A 3,462-nucleotide genomic window follows, 5' to 3' on the forward strand; every position below is an offset into this window, starting at 1 on the left:
CCAAAAACAAAGCTAATTCCTGTAATTGGAATATTTTTTGAAACCGCAATGGTTTCCAACTGCTGTATGTAATTTGTCAATACAGTTAACTCAAAATGGACGGCTTTGTCTTTAAAAGCAGTAGTTGCTTTTCCAATTTTAGTGAGTCGAGTTGTATGATCATTTTTAAATAGTGTGGCTGCTTTTGCTGCCGAAATAATCTTCTCGGGCGTTTCTAACGCTGCATTTAGCTGCGCTTCTTCTGCTTGCTGATTTGTTTCACAACTTAGGAACAATGGAATACACACAAGTCCTAAAGAAACAAATGCAATCATTTTTTTCTTCATGGTTATAGTTTTACGATGTTAATTGAATTGGTATGAATAAGATTCCGTTTTTCAACGGAATTAATTCAACATACAGTGATGTGTTCGCCTTAACAGGCTTCTCATAACTGTGTTTCATTAAAAGTCGCGACTTACTATGTAATTACAGTTTCAAATGTAAGAAAAACACGCAAACGTTTTCGTGAAGTTGTATGAATGTCATTTTTTTATGTGTAACTGTCACATTTCCGTCAAGTATATAAAAAAACCGACAACAAAAGTTATCGGTTCAAAAACAAAAAAATATTTTATCAATATTAGCCTCTTGGCGGCGGTGGAGAAAGATGACCTAAATTAAAAGCCAAACTTCCATCAACCTCTTCTTCATCATTCTTAGCAAAGAAATCTTCTTGAGATAAGCGCTGTAAAGACTTGCCTTTCACATTCACAATCGTTTGTTGTTGTGTGCTTGCCGCTAAAAACACAGTTTGCGCATTTGATTTTAATTCTAAACTTGAATCGTTGTTATACACGCCAAAGAATACATCAATTCCTGTAATTGCTAATTTATATTTGTCAGATTTTTTCTTTAGATAATTAAAATAGCCTTTAAATTCATCCAACGAATACCAAACTGCTTTTGTGTAATAGTCTTTGGTTACTTTCTTGGCAAACGGCTGAATGTACTGTGTTTGATAGTTGTTAAACATGACAACCGCTTCATTAAATGATAGATATCCGTTTTCAGATAAGACTAAGTTTTCATCATTTTGAGAGTTGTTTTGTAGTTTTAAAGATGGATCAACATGTTTGAAAGTTAAGAATTGTCCATTTTCAATGGTAAACGATTCTTGGTAATCCAAATCCGCATTTCGTGTGGAAGGCATTAAAAATGCTGTTCTTTTTCCATTCGCGTCCACACCAAATACAAAACTTGCGCCTGTAATTGGAATGTTTCTAGACGCTAAGTTTTCCAAACGATTGATATACGTTTCCAAAGTCGCCAAGTCAAAATGAATGGCTTTGTCTTTAAAACGTGTGTTTTCTTTTCCAATTTGTGACAAACGTGTTTGCTGATCATTGTTAAATAATGTCGCAGCTTGTGCATTGGAAATAATTTTTTCTGGCGTTTCTAAAGCAACATCCAATTGTTCTTCTGCTGCTTGATTGTTAGATTCACAACTTAGGAAAAATGTAGCACATACAAGTCCCAAAGAAGCAAATGAGATCATTTTTTTCTTCATGAGTATTCAAAGTGTTTAATTCGTTAATTTGAAAAAACGCGTTTTCTGTATGTAATTACATTATAAATGTAGGAAAAGTAATTGAGTAAATGAAAATAAATGTATAAGCGTTATTTTTTTGCTGTGAGCGTTAAATTTTTGGGTGAATTAGCTTGTTAGAATGTACTTTTCAAAAAATAGACTGTCTGAAAAGTCATAATTTCGTCAAACCGAACTTGATTCGGTTTCTCATAACAGTTGAAAATTAACTTAATGAGATTCTGGATCAAGTCCAGAATGACGACTTTTGAAACTTTTTAGACAGCCTATTATATATTTAAAAAAATGAAGTTAGATTTTATTTTGTGAATCAAATCAGCAAATTAGACTTTGAAATAATTCATAATTCAACATTTAGCATTCATAATTCTGAATTCATTTAATGCGCATCTTTCTTCAATAATTGAGGAAACTTCTTTTGAAAACGCTTTAATCTCGGAACCGAAACACCTTTTATGTATGGATTGTTCGGATTTCTAAGTTCGTAATCCTGGTGATAGTCTTCTGCATCGTAAAAAGCAGTATATTTTGCTATTTCAGTAGTAATTGTTCCGCTGAATACTTGCTCTTTTTTTAATTGAGCGATGTACGTATCTACCGTTTTCTTTTCGCTATCATTTTTGTAAAATATAGCCGAACGGTATTGTCTTCCTGCATCTGGACCTTGTCTGTTTAGCGTTGTAGGATCGTGCGAAACAAAAAATACTTTTACCAATGTTTCGTATGAAACTACTTTTGGATCGTAATATACTTTTACAGCTTCCGCATGATCTGTACGCCCAGCACTTACCAATTGATAGTTGGCAGTTTCGGCTTTTCCGCCAGCATACCCAGAAACCACTTCTTTGACACCTTTTACACTTTCAAAAATAGCTTCCACACACCAAAAACAACCACTTGCAAAATAGGCAGTTTCGTATTTGCTTAATTGTTCTTCTGTAAATTGACTTTTCTTTACCGAATGTGTATTGGAGTTACAACTCAACGTAAAGAATGCAATAGCGATTAAGGATATATAAATAGATTTCATAGCAATTAAATTATTTTTTGTTCAGTCGTACACAATTTTAAAACTTACGTTTCAATATGAATTAACTGATTTTTTTTCTTTTTTTTAACATTGCAAAGATACGAATTGATTTTTAGATTAAAATCTCGTAGAAATAAGAAAACGATTGCCTTTCCGAAGAAAAACAATCGTTCACACAATTTTAATTAACTAACTGGTTTTTTGATTGATGCAGTTTGTTATTGTTGAGATACTAATTTTTTTGTGACAAAAAAGCCAGTAAATAAAGCCGTTCCGCCAACTAAGAAAATGGTTCCTGGATAGGCTACTTCTTCTGGTACTAATAATTGTGTATGTAACAGATATCCAACAAAAATTCCCAATCCAATGCCCATCATTAAAATGGCAAAATTGATAACCAATACTTTCCACGTTGGTGTTAATGATTTTTTGGTGTTGAAAAATATGGTAGCTTCCGTGCCTTTTTCAATCAATGCTAATCGTTCCTTGTCTCTTGACGAAATATACAAATAGTAGATTCCGAAAATAACGCCGAACATTGCAGGTACTATAATTACTTCTGATCCCATCATAATTTATTTTTTAAAGTTTAGTTTTTATGTATTTGCCCATTATGACGAACGGTTTTTTGTTTTGGTTACAGAAAATTCACTTTTTTTTATTTGAAAGCTTTTGAGATGTTAAATTTTAAGTGTTGAATGTTGAATTATTTCAAAGCATATTCAATAATTCTAAAGACTAACTCAGAAAACCGATCACAAATTCGTGAAAATTCAAACAAAAGAGTAATCCAAAAAACCATTCGAGAATTCGTGAAACAAAAAAATCTAAATAATTTAGTTGA

The 3,462-nt window shown here is 32.3% G+C and carries 3 protein-coding genes and 1 pseudogene; all 4 read right to left on the minus strand.

What is annotated here, in order from left to right; translation table 11 throughout:
• Positions 1–326: pseudogene (locus AB8B65_RS01080) on the minus strand (hypothetical protein); the annotation flags it as partial.
• Between the two features lie 296 nt (positions 327–622).
• Entirely contained in the window at positions 623–1,549 is a 927-nt protein-coding gene (locus AB8B65_RS01085; RefSeq protein WP_405298940.1) for a hypothetical protein, read from the minus strand.
• A gap of 418 nt (positions 1,550–1,967) precedes the next feature.
• Positions 1,968–2,618: a peptide-methionine (S)-S-oxide reductase MsrA gene (msrA, locus tag AB8B65_RS01090; protein WP_405298941.1), complete on the minus strand. Its 651-nt coding sequence runs from the start codon at positions 2,616–2,618 to the stop codon at positions 1,968–1,970.
• A 218-nt stretch (positions 2,619–2,836) separates the two neighbouring features.
• Positions 2,837–3,190 (minus strand): DUF6249 domain-containing protein, encoded by a 354-nt coding sequence (locus AB8B65_RS01095; protein WP_405298942.1) that lies wholly within the window; start codon positions 3,188–3,190, stop codon positions 2,837–2,839.
• Positions 3,191–3,462: the final 272 nt, after the last annotated feature.

The sequence above is a fragment of the Kordia sp. genome (assembly GCF_045105435.1).
Taxonomy (GTDB): Bacteria; Bacteroidota; Bacteroidia; order Flavobacteriales; family Flavobacteriaceae; genus Kordia.